We start from the raw sequence: 22,131 nt of genomic DNA, 5'->3' as shown, positions 1-22,131 counted from the left end.
ACATGAATCTCAACCAGCGTAAACGCACCAGCAGAAGGGAGTTGCTATTTTAACTGCTGTGATTAATGTTATTATTTTAACAATTAATGCGTGAGACTGAGGCGTGATGCGCGAGGTTTGCGGGGCGATTCTATTAAAGGTAATATTGCCAGGCTGCCAGCTTAATGACGCGCAAATCATTAAAATCAGTGAAATTTATCGTGAACTGAAGAGAACCATTGGCGGTATAAGATCTGACGATGGTTGCTGGCAATACCCCATCAGGTCAGGGATATTAATCAAAGGAAATCACCATGGAAACCCGGCGCGACGAGCGCGTAAATAAACTGGCGCATGCATTAAAGCGTATCGACAAGCTCCATCTGAAAGATGCCGCCCGGTTACTCGGTGTTTCGGAGATGACGATTCGTCGCGATCTTAATGAACAGCCCTCAACGGTAGTGCTGCTTGGCGGCTATATCGTCAGCGATCCGCGTATCAGCCAGGGTCACTACTTTGTCTCGGATCAGCAGTCGCAGAACGTCAGCAAAAAGCAGCAGCTGGCCCGGCTGGCGGCGACGCTAATTAACGCTAACGATACGGTGTTTTTTGACTGTGGCACCACCATTCCTTATGTAATTGACGCCATTGACGATGAATTGTCCTTTACCGCCATCTGCTGTGCGATGAATACCTTTCTGGCGCTGAAAGAGAAGCGTGGCTGCCATGTGATCCTCAGCGGCGGCGAATTCCATCCGGATAACGCGATTTTCACGCCGCTGGGACAGAATCATGTGCTGGACGAACTCTGTCCATCACTGGCCTTTATCTCGGCGGCGGGCATCGATGTCAATCAGGGGGCGACTTGTTACAATGTTAACGAGTTGCAGATGAAGCATCATGCGCTGCAACGCGCTCAGCGCAAGATCCTGCTGGCCGACAGCAGCAAATTTGGCAAGGTGCTGCCAGCACGCATCGGCGAACTGGATCTGTTTGATACCTTAATCAGTGACAGCGCACCGCCCAGGGCGCTGGCGCAAAAATTGAAAGCAGCAGAAGTGAAAGTGATCACCCTGTAATACGGGCGGCGAGAACGCCGCCCGTATCAATGGTTTGCGCCAGCCGTAATGACGGCGTTCTCGCCCCTCAGGCCCAGCGATGCAAAATCTCTTCATCATCGCGCAGGCGGCGGATATTTTCGCATACGCCCGCCACATTACCCTGCAGCGAAATATCAGTGACACCGCCAATATGCGGGGTGGCAATCACGTTGTAGCTGAAAATCTTATCCTGCGGATCGGGTGGCTCCTGCCAGAAGACATCCAGCCCGGCGCCAGCAATGTGCCCCAGCTCCAGCGCCGCAATCAGCGCCTGCTTCTCAATCAACCCACCGCGACCTAAATTAATCAGGAAGCTGCCCGCCTGCATCTGCGTCAGCGCATTTTCATTGATGATATGCCGGGTCTGTGCATTATCCGGCAGGCTTAAAATCACAAAATCCGCTTCCGCCAGCAGGTCCGGCAGCTGTTCCATGGTGCCTAACCAGGATAACTGATGCTGTTCGGCAAAGGCGCGGTCGGCATCACGTTTGACGCCAATCAACCGCACGCCAAATGCCGTCAGGCGTCTGGCTAACGCTTTGCCAATGCCGCCCACGCCCACCAGTCCGACAGTTTTGCCCATTAAACCGAGACCGGTCGGCTGACCCAGGCGCTGCTGAGCAATGCTGTCAGGCAACTCCAGCGCCTTACGCGCAAGGCCAATCATCATCCAGATCCCCAGCTCCGCCACCGAATCAGCATTACCGGAGTGATCCGACGGCACATTGGCGACGATAATCCCCTGCTCCCCGGCGCTATGGATATCAACGCCTTCCAGACCGGCGCCAGCTTGCTGAATCAGTTTCAGGTTGTCAGCGGTTTGCAGCAGGCGTGCATCCACCCGCGCCATACCGGGGATCAGCACGTCGAAACCGGCCAGACTCTGGGCGGCATGACCGGCCGAAGCAATAAATTCGACGTCGGGCAGTTGCTGGCGCAGCTGCTGTATCATGCCGCCCCACGCGTTCTCTTCAGCCGCAATCAGAACTTTCATTGATATCCCTCTGGTTTAAAAGGCAAAAAATCAGCATAACGTTTTGGCCGTGCAAAAATCAAACAGTTATCCCGCCAGCGAGGACTAAACGACAGAATACTCTGGGCATCGGCTGTGATTAAGGCAGGAAAACAGCTAAACTTCGTCATCTGAGTGGGCAGTTCCGCCCCAACACCAACACAGACCTTAAGAGGCTCATTTTAACGTGGCTCAATTCGTCTATAGCATGCATCGCGTCGGCAAAGTGGTTCCGCCGAAGCGTCACATTCTCAAAAATATTTCACTGAGCTTTTTCCCGGGCGCGAAAATCGGCGTTCTGGGTCTGAATGGCTCCGGTAAATCCACCCTGCTGCGCATCATGGCCGGTATCGATAAAGATATCGAAGGCGAAGCGCGTCCACAGCCCGGCCTGAAAATCGGCTATCTGCCGCAGGAACCGCAGCTGAATCTCGAACATACGGTGCGTGAATCCGTTGAAGAAGCGGTCGCTGAAGTGGTTGGCGCGCTGAAGCGTCTGGATGAAGTGTACGCACTTTATGCTGAGCCGGAAGCGGACTTCGACAAGCTGGCGGCCGAACAGGGCAAGCTGGAAGAGATTATCCAGGCGCACGATGGCCATAACCTGAACAGCCAGCTGGAACGTGCGGCCGATGCGCTGCGCCTGCCGGACTGGGATGCCAAAGTGGCGAATCTTTCCGGTGGTGAGCGTCGTCGCGTGGCGCTGTGCCGTCTGCTGCTGGAAAAACCCGATATGCTGCTGCTCGATGAGCCAACCAACCACCTGGATGCCGAATCCGTGGCCTGGCTTGAGCGCTTCCTGCATGACTTCGAAGGCACCGTGGTGGCGATTACCCATGACCGCTACTTCCTCGATAACGTTGCGGGCTGGATTCTGGAACTGGACCGCGGTGAAGGTATTCCCTGGGAAGGCAACTACTCTTCATGGCTGGAGCAGAAAGATCAGCGTCTGGCGCAGGAAGCGTCTTCGGAAGCTGCGCGTCGTAAGTCGATTGAGAAAGAGCTGGAGTGGGTGCGTCAGGGCGCCAAAGGCCGTCAGTCGAAGGGCAAAGCACGTCTGGCGCGCTTTGAAGAGCTGAACAGCACCGAATATCAGAAACGTAACGAAACCAATGAACTGTTTATCCCACCAGGCCCACGCCTGGGCGATAAGGTGGTGGAAGTGAACGGTCTGAGCAAGTCCTACGGCGACCGGGTGCTGATTGACGATCTTAGCTTCTCCGTACCGAAAGGCGCGATTGTCGGCATTATCGGCGCCAACGGCGCCGGTAAATCGACCCTGTTCCGTATGCTGTCCGGTCAGGAACAGCCAAACGGCGGCAGCATTGAGCTGGGCGATACCGTGAAGCTGGCTTCCGTCGATCAGTTCCGTGATTCCATGGATAATTCGAAAACCGTCTGGGAAGAAGTATCCGGCGGTCAGGATATTATGCGTATCGGCACCACCGAGATGCCAAGCCGCGCTTACGTTGGCCGCTTTAACTTTAAAGGCGTCGATCAGGGTAAACGTGTGGGCGAGCTGTCTGGTGGTGAGCGTGGCCGTCTGCATCTGGCTAAGCTGCTACAGGTTGGCGGCAATATGTTGCTGCTCGATGAACCGACCAACGACCTCGATATCGAAACCCTGCGCGCCCTGGAGAACGCCCTGCTGGAGTTCCCGGGCTGTGCGATGGTGATCTCGCATGACCGCTGGTTCCTCGACCGTATTGCTACCCATATCCTTGATTATCAGGATGAAGGTAAGGTCGAATTCTTCGAAGGTAACTTTACCGAATACGAAGAGTATAAGAAGCGTACTCTTGGCGCCGAGGCGCTGGAGCCAAAACGCATCAAATATAAGCGTATGACCAAATAGCGACGCTTACCGGGGCGGCGATAACGCCGCCTGTTTTTATGGACGACGTCCACGACTCCAGTACGCCATAAAGCTGATACTGTCCTGCGACAGACCGCACTCACCAATCAGATAGCGACGCAGATGCTTTACTGCGCTGGATTCTGCGGCCACCCAGCCGTGGAAACGGGTATCATCACTCGCCGCCCGATCCCATACAATCTCATCCGCCCCCTCTTCACGCAGCGCCTGACCGGTCAGCGCATACTCCGGCAATTTCACATGCTGTTGCACCGCACTCAGCAATGCTTCGCCATAACTGGCGCCGCTCGCCTCGCGCGCCAGCCAGTGTACTTCAGCAAAGGTGAACTGGCTTAAATCAACGCAATCACCACGTTTCGGCACTTCGAGGAAAATCTGCAATTGTGGTGGATTAGCACGCGTCGCCAGTTGCTCAAGAATGCCTTTCGCCGCGGGCAGCGCTGTCTCATCGGCAATCACCAGCGCACGCTCCATCTGCGCATGCGGCCGCCACTCAAAACCGCCGCTCTCTTCAGTGTGAGCACGATTCGGCGCAACAATCTGCAAGGCGTCGCCCGGCCCGGCGGCCAGCACCCACGCCGAGGCCGGACCTTCGGTGCCATGCATGACGAATTCAACTTCCATTTCACCGGTTTGCGCATTGACCCGGCGAATGGTGTAAGTACGTGGAATCGGACGGGTCTCCGCGGGCAGCGCTTTGGTTTGCTGCCACCAGTGGCTTTCCGCCGTCAGCGTCGGGGGCGTGCCATTCAGCGAAGGAAACAGCAGTTTGATGCGCTGATCCGGTCCGTCCATTTTCATCTGACGCACCTCATCACCACTGAAAACGCAGCACAGCATGGATGGAGAGAGCACCTGCTTACGCGCCAGCACCACATTAAATAAACGATAACTCTCAACCGCCGCCATAAAACCGCCTCTGATCACTTCGGGAAATATTCCAGGGGAGGAAGAATAGCAAAGCTAAATGATAATGAGAATGCGTATTAAATCCATACTGTTGTGCAGGATTTAATCTGGCGGCGCAATGGTCAGCGATAGAACTCGCTAAATACCGGCGAGCTAAGGGCAAAATCAATAAAGCAGGCCAGCGCGGGCGAGTTGAGTTTACGGCTCGGATAGACCAGCCATAACTCATTACCCTCTACCTGCCACTGCGGCAGTACCTGTTCCAGCGCCTGCTGCTGCATCAGCTCGTGGGTTAAAAAACGTGGCAACAGCGTAATTCCCGCCCCCTGCAGCGCACACTCACGCGCATAGATCAGATTATCGGTCATATGCGCTGGCGGCAGGAGCCAGTTATGCCACTCCTCGCCGCGCGTCAACAGCCACTCGCTCCAGGCACGGTGAGCAATACAGCGGTGTTGCGCCAGCTGCTGCGGATGCCGGATAGCCGGATGTTGCGCAAGATAAGCCGGAGAGGCCACCAGCAGGCGCTGACAGTAACCAATACGACGGCCAATCAGCGAGGAGTCCTGCGGCTTGCCGGTGCGTAACGCAATATCGAAGCCCTCCTGCACCAGATCGCGAATATCGTCAGACACCGACACTTCGAGGGTGACATCAGGGAACTGCTGCTGAAACTGGGTGTTACAGCGCGCCAGCAGCGTAGCGCCAATCCCTGCAGGGCTGGTAATGCGCAAACGGCCACTGGGGTTGGCGCGCAGGCGTTCAATCGCCTGCCCGGCGCGCTCGCTGGCCTGCAACATCTCCTGGCAGTGAATCAGATAACGTTCACCGGCAAAAGTCAGATTCAGCTGACGCGTGGTGCGATTCAGTAAACGCAAACCCAGCGCCTGCTCCAGCTGGCTGATGCGCTGGCTGACGCTGGATTTCGGCAGTCCGGCACGCGCCGCCGCCGCGGTAAAGCTGCCGCTTTCCGCCACCAGCGCAAACAGCGCCATATCCTGTAACTGTTTAAACATTATTGTTCATCCTGGACGAACACTCTGTCATTGATTGTCCATCTTATCACTTTAGTAAACAGCTTCTACACTTAACCCACTTAACTCAGGAGCATAATGATGAATAACCGAGCGATTGCGATTAACCCGGAAAATCCGGCACAGTTTATTGAGATCCATCCCGAGACACCGACGCCAGGCGACTATGACCTGCTGGTTGAGGTAAAAGCCGCCTCAGTCAATCCGGTGGATACCAAGGTGCATAAAGGCGCGCAGAGCAGCGGTTTGCAGGCTCCGCGTATTCTGGGCTGGGATGCCAGCGCTGTGGTGCTGGCCACCGGCAGCAAAGTCAGCGGGTTTAAAGCTGGCGATGAGGTTTACTATGCCGGTGATATCACCCGTCCAGGCAGCAACAGTACGCTACAGCTGGTTGATGCACGTATTACCGGCCATAAGCCGCAAAGCCTCGACTGGGCTGCCGCTGCCGCCGTGCCACTGACTGCGCTGACTGCATGGGAAGGTCTGTTTGAACGCCTGAATATTCAGCACGCCGCAGAAGGCAAAACCCTGCTGATTGTTGGCGGCGCGGGTGGTGTCGGCTCACTGGCGATCCCCTTTGCTAAACTCAACAGCAAGGTAAAGGTGATTGCCACTGCCTCACGTCCGGATTCCGTAAAGTGGTGTCTGGATCGCGGCGCCGACCTGACCATTAACTATCAGGATATGGCCGCAGAGCTGGAGAAGCAGAGCCTGAAACAGGTGGATTATATCTTCTGCCTGAATGATACCGATGGTCACTGGGAGACGCTGGCGCAGCTGATTGCGCCGCAGGGCCATATTTGCACCATCGTGGAAAACGCCCGACCGCTGGATATGACTCAGCTGAAGCTGAAAAGCGCGGCGCTGCACTGGGAACTGATGTATACCCGCAGCATGTTTAACACGCCGGATATCGCGCGTCAGGGAGAGATCCTGAATGAAGTCGCCAGCCTGCTGGATGCCGGTAAACTCAGCACCACGCTGAATGAAACCCTGTCGGGACTGAGTGTGGAAACCCTGACCGCCGCCCATCAACGGGTGCTGGAAGGCCATATGCGCGGCAAAGTGGTAATGGTGTATTAAGGTTACCCAGGGCGGCGAGGACACCGCCCGATTTATCAGGCAAATACCACTTTCAGACTGCCCGGCGTGAGGCGTGGTTTTCCTACGACAATTTGTATATCACGTCCTAAACGGGTCAGACATTCCAGCATTTTGGCTTCGCTAATCCCGCGAAATTGGCCACGCAGCAGATTAGACAGTTTTGGCTGAGTCATCCCCAAAAGTTTTGCGGCCTGATCCTGAGTCAGGTTACGGCTTTTAATGATGCTGCCAATTGTCGCCGCAAGCTGTGCTTTTACCAGCATTTCTTCGGCATCATTCAGGCCAATGTCGGCATAAACATTGCCGCTGCTGATTTCGATATCATGGCTCATAGCAAACTCCTTTAGCATGGTTTTCTGCGGATTTCAGCCTTTCGCGTATCTTATCCATATCGGGTTTGGGTGTGGTAATTCCGATTAACGATTTTTTCTGGAATACATGCAGAACATACATTACGTCACCGAAATTGACGGTATACACTGCCCGATAAGTATTACTGAAATAATCTTCAACCACTTCCAGCACTCCAGCTCCGCCAAATCCCTTTAGTGGTCTGGCCTGGGGGTGTTTATCACCACGTTGCGCCAGATGTAAGGCATAGCCGAAAGTATCCTGTACATCTTCAGGTAACGACTGAAGGTCCTTTTTACTGCTACCAATCCAATATAGTGTTTTCATCCGCGTCATCCATTCGTCGGTTTATATCTATATGGGTATAATTTAGCTTAACAATTGGCTAATCTCTGGTCAACTGATTAAGACAAACAGGTGAAAGCCCGAGCCTGCTTTCAGGGTAGACGGAAAACGGAATTACCTGTCGCCCAGCATCTCTTTCACCAGTTCCACGCAGCGCAGAAAACGACTGTCATAATCGTCCTCTTCCACATGCACATAGGGAATATGGTTGGCATCCAGCATGGTGACCAGCAGATCCTGAAACTCCTTGCGATCCACCGAGCTGCCAAGGCTGCGTAACCCGTCTGCGACCCAGGGAACATTGTTCTCCACCAGGATCACCAGATCAAAGCGATATTCATCGATCAGCGCCTGCACAAACGGGTGTTCGCGCCCTTCATACTTTTTACAGAACGCCTGGGTGGTAACGAAATCGGTGTCGATAAAGGCCACTTTATTGGCGTACTTCACGGCAAAATCGATATATTGCGCCTGCCCCAGCGCGATCTTGTCATAGTCAGAATATTGCAGCGCCATCTCATCACCACCAAGATGGGAAAAGACATAGTCGCGGCCAAATTCCCACGCACTGGTGGTATTAAAGATATTCGCCAGCTTATTCACCAGCGTCGATTTACCACTGGATTCACCGCCAAGGATCGCCACGGTGCGCACAAAGAACGGCTTCACTTCGGTCGGAATATAGTCCCAGTAGCGGAAGGGATCCTGACGAATCTGCGCGCCACTGATATTCATAAAGGATCGCTTCGGATCGATCAGCACCGCTTCAATGCCCAGATTGGCCGAATATTGCGGCGCATCCTGCTCCTCGCTGGTATAGACGCGATTAGGCTCAATCCCCTGCTTCGCCATAAAGGCGGTAATGCCTTTACTCCAGACATCCCAGCCGTGCGGATAAGGCTCCATGCCCTCTTCGTTAAAAGAGTGAATACGGATATTTTTCTGGTATTTAAAGGTTTGCAGCAGCCAGCGCAGACGATCGCTGATGGTCGGCTGCTGTGACATGGCGCTGTTTTCAAACAGCATGCGATCGCGCGGCTCGTCATAACCCATAATGATATGCAGCTCGTCGACCTGGCTACAGGCGCGCTGAATCAGATAGATATGGCCGGTATGCAGCGGGTAAAACTTACCGAATACCACACCGATGGTTTTCTCACGACGCGGGAACTCCAGACCTAAATAGCGGTGGAGCGCTTCCAGCTTCTGCGCACTGGGACTTTTGATTTTCGCGTTCAGTAACTGGCTAAGATAGCCTTTGGTCATGCCGCTGGCATCCGCCACCTGTTGCAGGGTACAGCCCTGCTGGCGAATCGCCGTTTTCAAATAATCAAATGACGACATGAAATGCCTCCTGCATGTCACTGCGCAATAGCCGCTGAGAATCTGCTGCCGGACATCGCCCGGCGCAGGAAATTATAGATCTTCCAGAATCGCCAGCGCATCCGCCAGTTTCTTCACGCCAAACACCTGCATGCCTTCCGGCGGCTTTTTCGGTACATTGGCTATCGGCACGATGGCGCGGCGGAAACCGTGTTTCGCCGCCTCGGAGATACGCTCCTGGCCGCTTGGCACCGGGCGAATCTCACCGGCGAGTCCCACTTCGCCAAAGACCACTAAATCCTGTGGCAACGGGCGGTCACGCAGGCTGGAGACCATCGACAGCATCAGCGCCAGATCGGCGCTGGTTTCGGTGACTTTAACGCCGCCAACCACATTCACAAACACATCCTGGTCAGCCATCTGCAGCCCGCCGTGACGGTGCAAGACCGCCAGCAGAATCGCCAGACGGTTCTGCTCCAGTCCCACCGCCACGCGACGCGGGTTGCCCATCATCGAGTGATCGACCAGCGCCTGAATCTCCACCAGCAGCGGGCGCGTGCCTTCCCACAGCACCATGACCGAACTGCCGGACGTCACTTCATCGCCGCGCGACAGGAAGATTGCCGAAGGATTACTCACCTCACGCAGTCCCTGCTCGGTCATCGCGAACACACCCAGCTCATTCACTGCGCCAAAACGGTTTTTATGGCTGCGCAGCGTGCGATAGCGCGAGTCGGCATCGCCATCCAGCAGCACTGAACAGTCAATACAGTGTTCCAGCACCTTCGGACCAGCCAGCGAGCCATCTTTGGTCACATGGCCGACCATCACAATGGCCACGCCACGGGTTTTGGCGAAACGCGTCAGATAAGCGGCGGTTTCACGCACCTGCGCCACACTGCCGGGTGATGACTGGATATCCGCCATATGCATCACCTGGATCGAGTCGATCACCATCAGCTTTGGCTGCTCCTGCTCGGCGATCAGACAGATCTGCTCGATGCTGGTTTCCGACAGCATAAACAGGTTTTCCGTCGGCAGGCCTAAACGGTGAGCGCGCATCGCGACCTGTTGCAGCGACTCTTCGCCGGTAACATACAGAGTCTTCATCCCTTCGGAGAGGCGACACAGGGTTTGCAGCAGCAAAGTACTTTTACCGGCTCCCGGGCTACCGCCAATCAGAATGGCGCTGCCCGGCACCACGCCGCCGCCAAGCACGCGATCGAACTCTTTAAAACCGGTGGAAAAACGCGGCAGCGCTTCAAGGCTGATCTCGGAGAGCTTCTGCACCTTGCTGGGACCGGCGCTGCCGGCGTAGCCCGACAGTCGCTCATTGCGCGCAACAGCAGGTGATGCGGCAAGGCGCACTTCAGTAATGGTGTTCCACGCCTGGCAGGCGCTACATTGCCCCTGCCAGCGCGGGTAGTCTGCGCCGCATTCGTTACACACGAAGGCGCGTTTTACCGCCTTTGCCAAATTTTATCCTTAGATTAACGCTCTTCGTGAACCAGGCTGCCGCTGAGAATACAGAACACCCCCATCAGGTCCGCATGGCGGATGGTCACTTCGGTTTTTTCATTGACTTTCGGTTTGGCGTGATAGGCCACGCCGAGCGATGCGGCGGCGATCATCGGCAGATCGTTGGCGCCGTCGCCGATCGCCACGGTTTGCCCTTCAGCGATCTCATATTTTTTGGCCAGATTCAGCAGCGTCTGCGCTTTATACTTCGCATCCACGATCTGGCCGATCACTTCACCGGTCAGTTTGCCGTCGCGGATCTCCAGCTCATTAGCCACCACTGCCGACAGATGCAGCTTATCGCGCAGATATTCCGCGTAATAAGTAAAACCGCCGGAAGCGATCGCTACCTGCCAGTTCAGCGCCTGTAACTTCTGCACCAGCGTGGTTAAGCCTGGCATTAATGGCAGGTCATCGCGAACCTGCTGCAGAATATTGGCATCGGCATCTTTCAGTGTCGCCACGCGCTGACGCAGGCTGGCGGCAAAATCGAGTTCGCCACGCATTGCGCGCTCAGTGACTTCCGCCACCTGCTCACCGCAACCCGCCAGTTTGGCGATCTCATCGATGCATTCGATCTGGATCGCAGTAGAATCCATATCCATCACCAGCAGGCCTGGTGTTTTCAGGTAAGGGATTTTGCCCAGCGGCGCCACATCCAGCCCGGAGTCATGCGCCAGCCTGGTGGCGCGCGGAGTCAGCGATCCTGCCAGGCGAATCACCTGGTAATCATCAACACACCATGCACTGACGATCACCATCGCCGCGCCCAGCTGATGCTGGTAATGTGTAAGACGATCTTTATCGAGCTGACGCCCATAAAGCAACCAACCGGTACGTCCGGCGCGATAATCCAGCGGCATTACTTCGTCGCCACTGAGAGAAAGAGGTAAACCCGGCCACAGAGAGACATCGGAAGGCAGGTCACACCAGGTCAGACGATTTGGCATTACAGCTCCTGTTAAGGACATTACAGGCTGGGTAAAATTGCTCAACACAACCTAACAAAACCACGCAAGAGGCTACCTTGTCTGCTGCGCTTCTGGCAACATAAAGTGTCGAAAACAGCTGCGCAGCTGTTCACAAAATTTAAAGGTTTGAGATGGCAAAAGCCAAACTGAAATTTCGCCTGCACCGCACCGTGATTGTTCTGATCTGTCTGACGTTGCTGGTGGTGCTGATGCAGGGCGCCTCATGGTTCAGTCTTGGCCATCAGATGGCCCGTTCCGAGCAGGTAGAGGAACTGGCGCGCACCCTGACGAAACAGGTCGCTTACAGCCTGACGCCATTAATGGAAAATGGCGACGACAACCGCCAGCAAATCCAGGCGCTGCTGGCGCAGATGACCGACCACAGCCGTATTCTGGATGCCTCGGTGTATAACGATGACGGCACGCTGCTGGCGCGCAGTGGAGAAAATATCAATGTGCGCGACCGGCTGGCGATCGACGGCAAGCGTGCTGGCAGTTACTTTAACCATCAGATTGTGCAGCCGCTCGACAGCAATGGCGGCCCGCTCGGCTTTCTGCGTGTCACGCTGGATACCCATGTGCTGGTGACGGAAGCTAAGCAGGTGGATAACACCACCAATATTCTGCGTCTGATGATGCTGCTGGCGCTGGCGATTGGCATTATTCTCACCCGCACCCTGCTGCGCGACCGCCGCACCCGCTGGCAACAGTCACCGTTCCTGCTAACCGCCAGTAAACCGGTAAAAGAGGATGATGAGGAAGAGAGCGACGCAGAAGCGACACCGAAAGCGGAAGAGAAAGCCTGATCAGGCCATACGCCTGATCTGCGCTTCCAGCTGAGTCACCTGTTGCTGCATCTCACCCGCCAGCCGACGCGACAATGTCGCCTGGCTGACATTTAGCCGGAACTGCAATGCGCCACTATCCAGCGGCCCGTGCAGCAATAATGCGCAATAATGCGCATAGATCGGTCATAGTGAATAGATACTTGAATAGATAATATAGCAGTTAATGTACAGCAGGCGGGGGTTAACGCAAGAGGAAGGCATTATCAGTGAATAGATACTTTTACCGATACGGGCAGTGTTATCACCGCCCGTACCAGCAACGCGTGGTTACGCTTTATCGCCTAACAGCACAGATTCCAGCGCAATATGAATCATATCGCTAAAGGTGGTCTGGCGCTCAGCGGCAGTGGTCTGCTCGTGAGTACGAATATGGTCCGACACGGTACAGATGGCCAGTGCTTTCGCACCAAATTCCGCCGCCACGCCGTAGATGCCCGCCGCTTCCATTTCCACACCGAGAATACCGTATTTTTCCATAACATCAAACATTTGCGGGTCTGGCGTATAGAACAGATCGGCAGAGAAGATATTGCCCACGCGCGCATCCACACCCAGTGCTTTGGCTGCATCAACCGCGTTACGCACCATATCGAAATCAGCAATCGCCGCAAAGTCATGATCTTTAAAACGCATGCGGTTCACTTTGGAATCGGTGCAGGCGCCCATACCAATCACCACGTCACGCAGTTTCACATCAGCACGTACCGCGCCGCATGAACCGACACGAATGATTTTCTTCACGCCAAATTCGGTGATCAGCTCTTTGGCATAGATTGAGCAAGATGGAATGCCCATACCGTGACCCATCACGGAAATTTTACGGCCTTTATAGGTGCCGGTGTAACCCAGCATGCCGCGCACGTTATTCACTTCAACCGCATCCTGCAGAAAGGTTTCGGCAATGTGTTTAGCACGCAGCGGATCGCCAGGCATCAGAACCACGTCCGCGAAGTCACCCATTTCAGCATTAATATGAGGCGTTGCCATCTTGTTATCCCTTAATTAGTCAGTACAAAGGCCGTCAGAAACGGCCCTGAAACAGTAAGTTAATGCTGCAATTACAGCATGCTTTTGCCGTAATCCATCGCCGAGAGGCCAAAATATTTCGCCACGGTCTGACCGATATCGGCGAAGGTTTCGCGATGCCCCAGCGAACCGGGCTTCACTTTCGGACCGTAGATCAAAATCGGAATGTGCTCGCGCGTATGCTCGGTGCCGTGCCAGGTTGGATCGCAACCATGGTCAGCGGTGAGGATCAGAATATCATCCTCTTTCACCAGCGCCATCAACTCCGGCAGACGGCGGTCAAACAGCTCCAGTCCGCCCGCATAACCGGCCACATCGCGACGGTGGCCCCAGGTGGAGTCAAAGTCGACAAAGTTAGTAAATACAATGGCGTTATCCGGCGCCGTCTGCATCTCTTTGATGGTGGCGTCAAACAGCGCATCCAGACCGGTGGCTTTCACCTTTTTGGTAATGCCAACATGGGCATAGATATCGGCGATTTTGCCGACCGAGATCACTTCTCCGCCCTGCTCATCCACCAGTTTTTTCAGGACGGTTGGCGCCGGTGGCTCCACCGCCAGATCGTGACGGTTACCGGTACGCTCAAAATGTCCGGCTTTATCACCAATAAACGGACGCGCAATCACGCGGCCAATATTGTAGCCACCTTCGGTCAGCTCTTCACGGGCAATTTCGCACAGCTCATACAGCCGATCGAGGCCAAATGTCTCTTCATGGCAGGCAATCTGGAACACCGAGTCAGCCGAGGTATAAAAAATCGGCTTGCCGGTTTTCATATGCTCTTCGCCCAGCTCATCAAGCACTACCGTGCCGGAAGAGTGGCAGTTACCGAGATAACCCGGCAGATTTGCGCGCTCAACCAGCTTATCCAGCAGTTCCTGTGGAAAGCTGTTCTGTTTATCGGTGAAATAACCCCAGTCAAACAGCACCGGCACACCGGCAATTTCCCAGTGACCTGACGGCGTATCTTTACCGGAAGAGAGTTCTTTAGCATAAGCGTAAGCACCGATAATTTCGGCGTTTTCATCCAGTCCTGGCGGAAATCTGCCGGTCGACTCTTCAGCCGCTTTACCCAGACCCAGCGCGCTGAGATTAGGCAGCCGCAGCGGACCTTTACGCCCGATATCCGCTTCACCTTTGAAGCATGCTTCAGCAATATGGCCAAGGGTATCAGAACCCTCATCACCGAACTTGTCAGCGTCTTTACTGGCGCCGATTCCGAAGGAATCGAGCACCATAATAAATGCACGTTTCATCCTGCTCTCCTGCGTATGCACGCGATGCGGATTAAAAAATAGCGATCAGATCAGTATACCCGAAATTGACGGTTATTCGCTGATTCGGCGATAGATTACTGGCGTTGTCGCGGGCGCGTTGTCGCTCAGTTTAACCGCTGACTTCAGCGCATGCGCCGCTTCCTGCCAGCCGGACTCGCTGGCGGCATGGATTACCGCCAGTGGGCGATGGGCATCAATATGATCACCCAGCTGAGCCATATCGCTCAGGCCAACGCTGTAATCGATACTGTCAGTGGCGCGACGACGACCGCCGCCCATGGCGACCACCGCCATCCCCAGCGCGCGGGTATCCATCGCGCTGACAATGCCGGGACGATCGGCATACACCGCTTTACTGAGCATCGGCGCCGGTAAGTAGCTGTCCAGCTTGTCGATAAAGTCGATCGGGCCTTTCTGCGCCGCAACCATGCGGGCAAACACCTCGGCGGCTTTACCGTTATCCAGCACCTTTTGCAGTCTGGCGCGCGCATCAGCGTCATCACTGGCCAGTCCGCCGGAGAGCAGCATCTCGCTACAGAGCGCCATAGTCACTTCCAGCAAACGCGGATTACGGTATTCACCGGTCAGGAACTGCACCGCTTCACGCACTTCCAGTGCGTTACCGGCGCTGGAGGCCAGCACCTGGTTCATATCGGTCAGCAGCGCGGTGGTTTTGCATCCGGCGCCGTTCGCCACGCCGACAATCGCCTGCGCCAGCAGTTCTGACTGCTCAAAGGTCGGCATAAACGCGCCGGATCCAACTTTGACATCCATCACCAGCGCATCCAGCCCTTCGGCCAGCTTTTTCGCCAGAATCGATGCGGTAATCAGCGGAATCGAATCCACCGTCGCGGTAATATCGCGGGTAGCGTAGAAACGTTTATCCGCTGGCGCCAGCGAGCTGGTCTGGCCGATAATCGCCACGCCCACCTCTTTGATCATACGGCGGAAAGCGTCATCTTCCGGGAAAATATCAAAACCGGGGATCGCTTCCAGTTTATCAAGGGTGCCGCCGGTATGGCCGAGGCCACGGCCGGAGATCATCGGTACATAGCCACCACAGGCGGCAATCATCGGCCCGAGCATCAGCGAAGTGACATCACCGACGCCACCAGTCGAATGCTTATCAACAATCGGACCATTGAGTTGCAGAGATTGCCAGTTGAGTACCGTACCTGAATCACGCATCGCCATAGTCAGCGCGACGCGTTCCGGCAGGGTCATATCATGGAACCAGATGGTCATCGCCAGCGCGGCGATCTGCCCTTCAGAGACGCTATTGTCGCGTACACCATTAATAAAAAAGCGGATTTCGTCGTCGTTAAGGGTCAGGCCATCACGTTTTTTACGGATAATTTCTTGCGGCAGATACAAGGTAACCCCCTTTACGGTGCCAGTATGGGCAAATCAGTAACCGGACTGGCTGCCAGCGCTCTGATATCCGGCGGCATTCAGCAGGCTGGCCAGCAGACTGGAGGCGCCAAAGCGGAAGTGGCGCGCATCGGCCCAGTCGCTGCCCAGCAGATCGTCAGCCAGTTTCAGATACAGTTCGGCGTCTGCGGCAGTACGCACACCACCGGCAGGTTTAAAACCCACCTGCGCTTTAACGCCTTTATCACGGATTACCGTCAGCATAATTTCAGCCACTTCCGGCGTGGCGTTAACCGGCACTTTACCGGTAGAGGTTTTGATAAAATCAGCACCGGCATCAATAGCGATTTCCGATGCCTGACGGATCAGCGCCGCCTCTTTCAGCTCACCGCTTTCGATAATCACTTTCAGCAGCACATTGGCGGCAGCGCAGGCTTCTTTACAGGCTTTCACCAGCGCAAAGCCGACGTCGCGGTTACCGGCCATCAGCGCGCGATACGGGAATACCACATCCACTTCATCGGCGCCGTAAGCGATAGCGGCACGGGTTTCCGCCAGCGCGATAGCAATATCGTCGTTGCCATGCGGGAAGTTGGTGACGGTGGCGATACGGATCTCCGGCGTGCCCTGCTCCAGCAGGGTTTTACGTGCAATCGGAATAAAACGTGGATAGATGCAGATGGCCGCCGTATTGCCAGCCGGGGATTTCGCCTGATGACACAGCGCAATCACTTTCGCATCGGTGTCATCATCATTCAGGGTGGTCAGATCCATCAATTTCAGGGCGCGCAGCGCCGCAGCGGTTACATCAGTCATGCTACTCTCCAACAACAGATTCAGTGAGCCTTGCGACGATGTTAACATTCTAACAGTGCGCCACTGCCATTGATGTGCGTCAACTCACATAAGATTAAGAAACGATTACATTCATTCCATATTTAATGTGATTAAAATCACAATAGAGGCCGTAATACAGCGATTAACGCTGCCTGAACGACAATGTTATAATTCTAACATTCAATCTAGAGTGTAAACAACTGGCGGGTATTTTCACGCAGGGTTTCACGAATGTGTTCCGGCGCTTCGCTGCGTAATTCACATAAGGTTTGCCAGACATTGACGATACGCTCAGGGCGATTCGGCTCTCCCTGAAAACCACACAATGGCATATCCGGCGCATCGGTTTCCAGCAGCAGTGCGCTGAGCGGCAGACGGGCAATGGTTTGACGGGTTTTGCTGGCGCGCGGATAAGTAATGGTGCCGCCGACGCCGATGTAATAGCCTGCCTTAATAAACGCTTCTGCCTGCTGCAGACTGCCAGCAAAGCCATGCACCACGCCACGACGCGGCAGCTCAATCCGCCGTAAATGCAGCGCCAGTTTGTCGTGGGTACGGCGTGAATGCAGGATCACCGGCAACTGATAATCACGTGCCAGCCGTAGCTGGGCATCCAGTAGCGCCTGCTGTTTATCAAACTGCGGGTTATCCATATAGAGATCCAGTCCCATCTCGCCAATCGCCACCAGCTTTGGCGGACGCTGCTGCAAATGCTGTTCCAGCAGCGCGATGGCCGCATCGTTATGTTCAGCGATCGCCAGCGGATGCAGTCCCAGCGCGGCATACAGCGCAGAATGGTTTTCCGCCAGCGCCAGCACCCGCTGAAAACGGTCAGCCGCCACCGCAGGGACGATAATTTTATCGACGCCTGCGCTGGCGGCGCGCGCTAAGCTCTCGCTCTGATGCTCGCTAAACGGCGGAAAATCAAAATGACAGTGAGTATCAACAAAACTCATGCACGGGATCCTTCGTCATAATCGATATCATTACCGGCCACCGGATCGCGGATAATCACGCTGTTTCCCGGTTCATTCGCCACCGCTGCCGGTGGGGTAACCTGTAAATGACGCACAAAAGTACCGCTGTCGCTCAGCGACTGGCCGAGAGTGGCGAGGAAATAACGCCCGCAACGGCGACCAAGATGATAATCCTGATTCAGTGACGCCACCCGACTGCCCAGCGCATTGCTGGCCAGCGGTTTCGGCGGATAAATTTCCAGAATCCGCAACTTGCCCGGCGGCTTTTCAATAAAGCGCTGTATCTGGTGATAACTCTGCTCGTGCTGCTGTATGACGTTCATCAGCGGCTGCAATGCACTTTCGCCCAGCCAGCGCTCCATCCGCTTTATCCATTGCGGGGTGTAATACATCTGCGAAGGTACGGTGCGAATCACCACAATGGTATCCGCGCCGCGACGGGCCGCTTCACGCACCGGAATGGCGTCACTGATACCGCCGTCGAGATAGCTGATGCCATCCAGATCGACGCCGGGACGGTAGAAGCCGGGGATCGCGCTTGAAGCTTTAATAATATTCAGCCAGTTATCTGCGCCAGGCGCAAAATAGGCCGGCGTATAATCGTCACTGCGACAGGCGCACATATAGAACTCTTTTCCGCTGCTAAACATCTTCTCCGCACTACTCATCGCCAGCGGAAACTCTCGGGCAGTGATATCAATCAGCCAGTCGAGATCGATCAGATGTCCACCACGCACAAAGCGCAGGGGATCAAAAAACAGTTTGCTGGTGGTGTAACGGGTGATCACCCGGCGCGCATAGCCCGGCTGCGCGCAGACAAAGGCCGACAGATTTTGTGCGCCGGCAGAGGTGCCGAGCATCAGATGGAAAGGATTAAAGTTAGCGCGCTGGAACTCATCAAGCACCCCGGCAGTAAAGATCCCCCGCTGCCCGCCACCTTCGCAGACCAGCGCGATTTTACCCGGATTAAAAAGGGGTAGCCTTAACGGCTCGATATTGCCCAGCGTAACAGGGATGCGTTTGCCCAACGACGTACTCCTCAGAAATGCTGTAGCAGAGACAGACGGTATCTGAGGGGTTATAACATCGGCAAGAGGTGATGACAAACAAGGTAGCCTTTATTGCAAAGGCTCCTGAGATGAAGTGCTTTTTACTACCGGATCCTGCTGTTCTCTGCCGTAATCCTCCTGGAGGATGCCGGAGAGCCAGTCATTATTCCCTGCGACCCAGGCGCAATCGTTATCAAACCATTCCGCCCACATCAACCACAGCTGGCCTTTCAATTGCTTATATCTGCCAACGATGATGTCGCTGTTCATGACTGGCCTCCGCTAAGAGAACTTAATCGAAACGCATGTCCGATTTAACTAAGGCCTTTTACGACCGGTAAACAGGCTAACGAGGAACAGAATAATACCGACAACGAAGACAATTTTAGCTGCCCACGCGGCTGTACCTGCTAAACCACCAAAACCTAACGCAGCTGCGATGAGCGCGACAATCAGGAAAATAATACCCCAACGAAACATAAGCCTCTCCTTTACCATAGTGAAAATCGAACTGCTTGTGTCTGCCCGGGGAGCTTTCCCACGGACTTATCTTCTCTTTCTTCTTAATGCTGCTTTCTGACCGGGCTTCCGCAAGAAGCCCGGTCATGCTGACGGTTAAGGTTTAACGGTCAGGTCATTCTTAACGCTTTTCACGCCTTCAATGGCTTTGGCAATCCCTTCAGCACGTTCAGACTGTGCCTGAGTCTTCACCGCACCGGAAAGCTGTACTACACCATCATTGGTTTCAACTTTCACGTTACGAGACGGCACGATGTCATCAGCTAATAGTTTAGCTTTAATTTCGCTGGTCGTTGCCGTATCGCCTGCATAACCACTCACAGACTGTTTTTTGCTGTCTTTAACGTGCAGTTTGTCACTCACTGATTTCACGCCTTCCACTTTTTTGGTCAGGGCAACTGCTTTTTCTGCCTGATCCTGTGAGGTGACGAAACCGTTCAGCGTTACCACACCGGAGTGGGTCTCAACGGAGATATCAGTGCTTTTGATCGCCTCGTCATCAACGAGAGCGGCTTTTACTTTTGCTGTAACTGAGCTGTCGCCCATGTAGCCATCGACTTTTTTCATAGAACTATCGATTTTTGAACCCGCGCTATCGGCGGTGGCTGATGCTTTCTGAGTTGCGCTTTGCTCTGCCAGAGCGGAGCCGCTCATCAGCGCAGAACCAACCATCACAGCCATCAGAGTTTTAACAATTTTAGAGTTGTTCATCGATATATTCCTTCTACCTGTTGATACGCCCCACAACCGTGGGCTTTACAGCTACAAACGGCGTAACTGTTGAAATAGTGACTGGCTTTAAACCGCATAAACCAGCACCTGACAGAGGTAATCATAGTCAAGAATCAGGATTTAGCTGGATCTGATGGACTAAAAGCAGGCAAAAAGGGCAAAACAGAGGTTTTTTAGGAGGAGTCTGGGCGAGACGGGCAAAGAACAGACGATTTTTAGCAAAGCTGCCAGAATCTGACCGCTGCTGGCCGGAGAAAGCCGGCCAGCATGATTAAAACCTGACGATTAATGTTCGCGGGTTTTACGGAATACCACTTCCGGATAGCGTTCCTGGGTGATATTCAGGTTAACCATGGTTGGGGCGATGTAAGTCAGGTTATCGCCACCATCCAGCGCCAGGTTAACTTCATTCTTACGCTGGAATTCATCGAATTTCTTCGCATCGCTGCACTCCACCCAGCGGGCGGTAGAGACGTTAACCGATTCGTAGATCGCTTCGACGTTATATTCGCTTTTCAGACGCGCAACCACCACTTCAAACTGCAGCACACCGACCGCACCAACGATCAGATCGTTGTTATGCACCGGACGGAATACCTGCACCGCGCCCTCTTCTGACAGCTGAACCAGCCCTTTCAGCAGCTGTTTCTGCTTCAGTGGATCGCGCAGACGAATACGGCGGAACAACTCAGGGGCGAAGTTCGGAATACCGGTGAACTTCATATTCTCGCCCTGCGTAAAGGTATCGCCAATCTGGATAGTGCCGTGGTTATGCAAACCGATAATATCGCCGGGGAAAGCTTCTTCGACATGCGAGCGGTCACCGGCCATAAAGGTCAGCGCATCGGAAATCACCACATCTTTACCAGTACGCACCTGGCGCAGCTTCATGCCTTTCTCATATTTGCCGGAAACCACACGCATAAACGCTACACGGTCGCGGTGTTTCGGGTCCATATTGGCCTGAATTTTAAATACAAAGCCGCTGAATTTCTCATCTGCGGCGGTGACAACGCGGGTATCGGTGTTGCGCGGCATTGGCGATGGCGCCCATTCCACCAGGCCGTCCAGCATATGGTCGACACCAAAGTTACCCAGTGCAGTACCGAAGAATACCGGTGTCAGCTTACCAGCCAGGAAAGCCTGTTGATCAAATTCGTGCGATGCTCCCTGCACCAGTTCCAGCTCTTCACGCAGCTGCGCCACAATCTCTTCACCGACCACTTTGTCCAGATCCGGGTTATCCAGACCTTTAACAATACGTACTTCCTGAATCGTGTGGCCCTGGCCGCTCTGATAAAGATAGATCTCATCTTTATACAGATGGTAAACGCCCTTGAACTGCTTACCACAGCCAATCGGCCAGGTAATCGGCGCGCAGGCGATTTTCAGCTCGTTTTCCACTTCATCCATCACTTCCATCGGATCACGGACTTCGCGGTCAAGCTTGTTCATAAAGGTGATAATCGGCGTATCGCGCAGACGGGTTACTTCCATCAGCTTACGGGTACGATCTTCAACGCCTTTCGCGGCGTCAATGACCATCAGACAGCAGTCAACCGCCGTCAGCGTACGGTAAGTATCTTCAGAGAAGTCTTCATGTCCCGGGGTATCCAGCAGGTTAACCAGGCTGTTGCGATAAGGGAACTGCATCACCGAGGTGGTAATCGAGATACCACGCTGCTTCTCCATCTCCATCCAGTCAGACTTCGCATGCTGGTTGGAACCACGACCTTTTACGGTACCGGCGGTCTGGATGGCCTGTCCGAACAGCAGCACTTTTTCAGTGATGGTGGTTTTACCGGCATCGGGGTGAGAAATAATGGCAAAAGTGCGGCGACGAGCCACCTCTTGCATAAAGGGTGCGTTTGACATCAGGAGTCTTCTGGTTTGGCGCTGTGAGGCCGCGGCACAGAGCCGCTGTCACAGGCGATTTATCATCAATGGCCGGCATTTTCGCCGATCCGCGGGCT

General features: G+C 54.4%; 23 protein-coding genes. 4 read left to right on the top strand and 19 right to left on the bottom strand.

Features of this window, described 5'->3' with window-relative positions:
• Nucleotides 1-293 precede the first annotated feature (293 nt).
• Nucleotides 294-1,058, top strand: coding sequence for a DNA-binding transcriptional repressor DeoR (deoR, locus tag J2125_RS14530; protein ID WP_017800579.1), 765 nt, complete (start codon nucleotides 294-296; stop codon nucleotides 1,056-1,058).
• 67 nt (nucleotides 1,059-1,125) lie between these two features.
• On the opposite strand, the gene J2125_RS14525 is transcribed toward deoR, so the two are convergent.
• Entirely contained in the window at nucleotides 1,126-2,073 is a 948-nt protein-coding gene (locus J2125_RS14525) for a 2-hydroxyacid dehydrogenase (RefSeq protein WP_017800580.1), read from the bottom strand.
• A gap of 205 nt (nucleotides 2,074-2,278) precedes the next feature.
• Here J2125_RS14525 and ettA point away from each other — a divergent pair, with 205 nt between their 5' ends.
• Entirely contained in the window at nucleotides 2,279-3,946 is a 1,668-nt protein-coding gene (gene ettA / locus J2125_RS14520; RefSeq protein ID WP_026111630.1) for an energy-dependent translational throttle protein EttA, read from the top strand.
• Between the two features lie 36 nt (nucleotides 3,947-3,982).
• On the opposite strand, the gene J2125_RS14515 is transcribed toward ettA, so the two are convergent.
• Both J2125_RS14515 and J2125_RS14510 read right to left on the bottom strand, forming a co-directional pair.
• Nucleotides 3,983-4,876, bottom strand: a complete 894-nt coding sequence (locus J2125_RS14515) for a siderophore-interacting protein (protein WP_017800582.1) — start codon at nucleotides 4,874-4,876, stop codon at nucleotides 3,983-3,985.
• Nucleotides 4,877-4,998: 122 nt separating this feature from the next.
• Complete coding sequence (locus J2125_RS14510; protein WP_026111631.1) at nucleotides 4,999-5,895, bottom strand: LysR family transcriptional regulator; 897 nt, start codon at nucleotides 5,893-5,895, stop codon at nucleotides 4,999-5,001.
• Between the two features lie 96 nt (nucleotides 5,896-5,991).
• Between J2125_RS14510 and J2125_RS14505 the strand changes: the two genes are divergently transcribed.
• Complete coding sequence (locus J2125_RS14505; RefSeq protein ID WP_017800584.1) at nucleotides 5,992-6,993, top strand: zinc-binding alcohol dehydrogenase family protein; 1,002 nt, start codon at nucleotides 5,992-5,994, stop codon at nucleotides 6,991-6,993.
• Between the two features lie 35 nt (nucleotides 6,994-7,028).
• Here the strand turns inward: J2125_RS14505 and J2125_RS14500 are convergent, their stop codons facing one another.
• From J2125_RS14500 to serB, 5 genes are all read right to left on the bottom strand, one after another.
• Nucleotides 7,029-7,346: a helix-turn-helix domain-containing protein gene (locus J2125_RS14500; RefSeq protein ID WP_017800585.1), complete on the bottom strand. Its 318-nt coding sequence runs from the start codon at nucleotides 7,344-7,346 to the stop codon at nucleotides 7,029-7,031.
• Nucleotides 7,336-7,692: a type II toxin-antitoxin system RelE/ParE family toxin gene (locus J2125_RS14495; RefSeq protein ID WP_017800586.1), complete on the bottom strand. Its 357-nt coding sequence runs from the start codon at nucleotides 7,690-7,692 to the stop codon at nucleotides 7,336-7,338. Before J2125_RS14495 ends, J2125_RS14500 begins: the two co-directional genes overlap by 11 nt.
• 132 nt (nucleotides 7,693-7,824) lie before the next feature.
• Nucleotides 7,825-9,054 (bottom strand): multifunctional transcriptional regulator/nicotinamide-nucleotide adenylyltransferase/ribosylnicotinamide kinase NadR, encoded by a 1,230-nt coding sequence (gene nadR, locus J2125_RS14490; protein WP_017800587.1) that lies wholly within the window; start codon nucleotides 9,052-9,054, stop codon nucleotides 7,825-7,827.
• A gap of 72 nt (nucleotides 9,055-9,126) precedes the next feature.
• Nucleotides 9,127-10,509: a DNA repair protein RadA gene (gene radA / locus J2125_RS14485; RefSeq protein ID WP_017800588.1), complete on the bottom strand. Its 1,383-nt coding sequence runs from the start codon at nucleotides 10,507-10,509 to the stop codon at nucleotides 9,127-9,129.
• 14 nt (nucleotides 10,510-10,523) lie between these two features.
• Complete coding sequence (gene serB, locus J2125_RS14480; protein WP_017800589.1) at nucleotides 10,524-11,501, bottom strand: phosphoserine phosphatase; 978 nt, start codon at nucleotides 11,499-11,501, stop codon at nucleotides 10,524-10,526.
• A 152-nt stretch (nucleotides 11,502-11,653) separates the two neighbouring features.
• Here serB and J2125_RS14475 point away from each other — a divergent pair, with 152 nt between their 5' ends.
• Nucleotides 11,654-12,328 carry a YtjB family periplasmic protein gene (locus J2125_RS14475; protein ID WP_017800590.1) on the top strand — a complete coding sequence of 225 codons (675 nt, stop codon included), beginning with the start codon at nucleotides 11,654-11,656 and terminating at the stop codon, nucleotides 12,326-12,328.
• Here the strand turns inward: J2125_RS14475 and J2125_RS14470 are convergent, their stop codons facing one another.
• The 11 genes from J2125_RS14470 to prfC form a co-directional block, all read right to left on the bottom strand.
• Entirely contained in the window at nucleotides 12,329-12,466 is a 138-nt protein-coding gene (locus J2125_RS14470; protein ID WP_157819440.1) for a hypothetical protein, read from the bottom strand.
• A 171-nt stretch (nucleotides 12,467-12,637) separates the two neighbouring features.
• The gene (gene deoD / locus J2125_RS14465; RefSeq protein WP_017800592.1) at nucleotides 12,638-13,357 is read right to left on the bottom strand and encodes a purine-nucleoside phosphorylase; all 720 of its coding nucleotides are present in this window, start codon (nucleotides 13,355-13,357) and stop codon (nucleotides 12,638-12,640) included.
• 71 nt (nucleotides 13,358-13,428) lie between these two features.
• Nucleotides 13,429-14,652, bottom strand: a complete 1,224-nt coding sequence (deoB, locus tag J2125_RS14460) for a phosphopentomutase (protein WP_017800593.1) — start codon at nucleotides 14,650-14,652, stop codon at nucleotides 13,429-13,431.
• Between the two features lie 72 nt (nucleotides 14,653-14,724).
• Nucleotides 14,725-16,047: a thymidine phosphorylase gene (deoA, locus tag J2125_RS14455; RefSeq protein ID WP_017800594.1), complete on the bottom strand. Its 1,323-nt coding sequence runs from the start codon at nucleotides 16,045-16,047 to the stop codon at nucleotides 14,725-14,727.
• 33 nt (nucleotides 16,048-16,080) lie between these two features.
• On the bottom strand, nucleotides 16,081-16,860 hold the full coding sequence (gene deoC / locus J2125_RS14450; protein WP_017800595.1) for a deoxyribose-phosphate aldolase: 780 nt from the start codon (nucleotides 16,858-16,860) through the stop codon (nucleotides 16,081-16,083).
• A 206-nt stretch (nucleotides 16,861-17,066) separates the two neighbouring features.
• Nucleotides 17,067-17,837: a metal-dependent hydrolase gene (locus J2125_RS14445; protein WP_017800596.1), complete on the bottom strand. Its 771-nt coding sequence runs from the start codon at nucleotides 17,835-17,837 to the stop codon at nucleotides 17,067-17,069.
• Nucleotides 17,834-18,886 (bottom strand): patatin-like phospholipase family protein, encoded by a 1,053-nt coding sequence (locus tag J2125_RS14440; RefSeq protein ID WP_017800597.1) that lies wholly within the window; start codon nucleotides 18,884-18,886, stop codon nucleotides 17,834-17,836. The genes J2125_RS14445 and J2125_RS14440 overlap by 4 nt, the downstream gene beginning before the upstream one ends.
• 90 nt (nucleotides 18,887-18,976) lie before the next feature.
• A complete protein-coding gene (locus J2125_RS14435; RefSeq protein ID WP_017800598.1) occupies nucleotides 18,977-19,177 on the bottom strand; it encodes a CsbD family protein in 201 nt (66 codons plus the stop codon).
• A gap of 48 nt (nucleotides 19,178-19,225) precedes the next feature.
• Entirely contained in the window at nucleotides 19,226-19,387 is a 162-nt protein-coding gene (locus tag J2125_RS14430) for a DUF1328 domain-containing protein (protein WP_017800599.1), read from the bottom strand.
• 135 nt (nucleotides 19,388-19,522) lie between these two features.
• Nucleotides 19,523-20,137, bottom strand: a complete 615-nt coding sequence (gene osmY / locus J2125_RS14425) for a molecular chaperone OsmY (RefSeq protein ID WP_017800600.1) — start codon at nucleotides 20,135-20,137, stop codon at nucleotides 19,523-19,525.
• Nucleotides 20,138-20,443: 306 nt separating this feature from the next.
• Nucleotides 20,444-22,033: a peptide chain release factor 3 gene (gene prfC / locus J2125_RS14420; RefSeq protein WP_017800601.1), complete on the bottom strand. Its 1,590-nt coding sequence runs from the start codon at nucleotides 22,031-22,033 to the stop codon at nucleotides 20,444-20,446.
• Nucleotides 22,034-22,131 lie beyond the last annotated feature (98 nt).

Origin of the sequence: Winslowiella toletana (genome assembly GCF_017875465.1) — a bacterium.
Classification (GTDB): domain Bacteria; phylum Pseudomonadota; class Gammaproteobacteria; order Enterobacterales; family Enterobacteriaceae; genus Erwinia; species Erwinia toletana.
This window is presented reverse-complemented; position numbering and strand designations above follow the sequence as displayed.